This window comes from Brevundimonas sp. LPMIX5, from assembly GCF_003576505.1.
GTDB classification, from domain to species: domain Bacteria; phylum Pseudomonadota; class Alphaproteobacteria; order Caulobacterales; family Caulobacteraceae; genus Brevundimonas; species Brevundimonas naejangsanensis.
In genome coordinates, this window is sequence record NZ_QWTZ01000071.1 from 1 (window position 1) to 672 (window position 672).

The window sequence follows — 672 nt, forward strand, 5'->3', positions numbered from 1 at the left end:
TAAGCTTGTTCGAAGTAGAGTTTTTCCTTGTCGTCTGCTGCCTTACGCAATACACGGTAAGGAGCAGTTGCGCTTGAATTATTATAAGAGAACTTGTACTCAAGTTCTCCTACGTCCCCAATACCAAGCTCGTACTTCTTCACCGTATCTTCAAGAGTAGTATTTTCTACTTTTTCGAGTTCAATACCAAACTCTGGCACTTCTTTCAATCCAACAAGCTTAGTATAGCTACCTTTTGTTTTGCTATAAGAAAGCGTAATTCCATTTGCTAACATATATTTTAATTCTCCATTCTAAATTGAAAAACAAGCTCTGAATCTAAGTCAACGACACCTTCAAAACGCATGACCTTATGTCTCAAATGAGACGGGTCTGGCACGTCTTGGCAGTCGGTTCTTCGCAAACCTAAAGACTCAAAAATCTGATTGATTTTAACAGCTAACTCACTAGTGCTGGTATCATCAAAAATATCCACCTTATAGCGGATAGAGGATTTTTGTTCCTTGTCGTCAAACCAATCACCTGGCTTGTTTTGTTCTTCTAAAAAAATAACGACTGGGAAAGTCTCCCAATCGCTAGGATAAGTATCGGTCACATTATCTGCAACCTTTTGCAATTCTTTATAAATAACAGGCTTGATATTGATCATTGTATTTGTTCTCTTATCTTTCT

General features: G+C 37.6%; 2 protein-coding genes. Both read right to left on the reverse strand.

Features of this window, described 5'->3' with window-relative positions; genetic code table 11:
* A partial coding sequence (locus tag D1604_RS15360) for a phage tail protein (protein ID WP_119413952.1) occupies positions 1 to 275 on the reverse strand: 275 nt, incomplete at its 3' end.
* Between the two features lie 5 nt (positions 276 to 280).
* A partial coding sequence (locus tag D1604_RS15365; protein WP_233552143.1) for a hypothetical protein occupies positions 281 to 672 on the reverse strand: 392 nt, incomplete at its 5' end.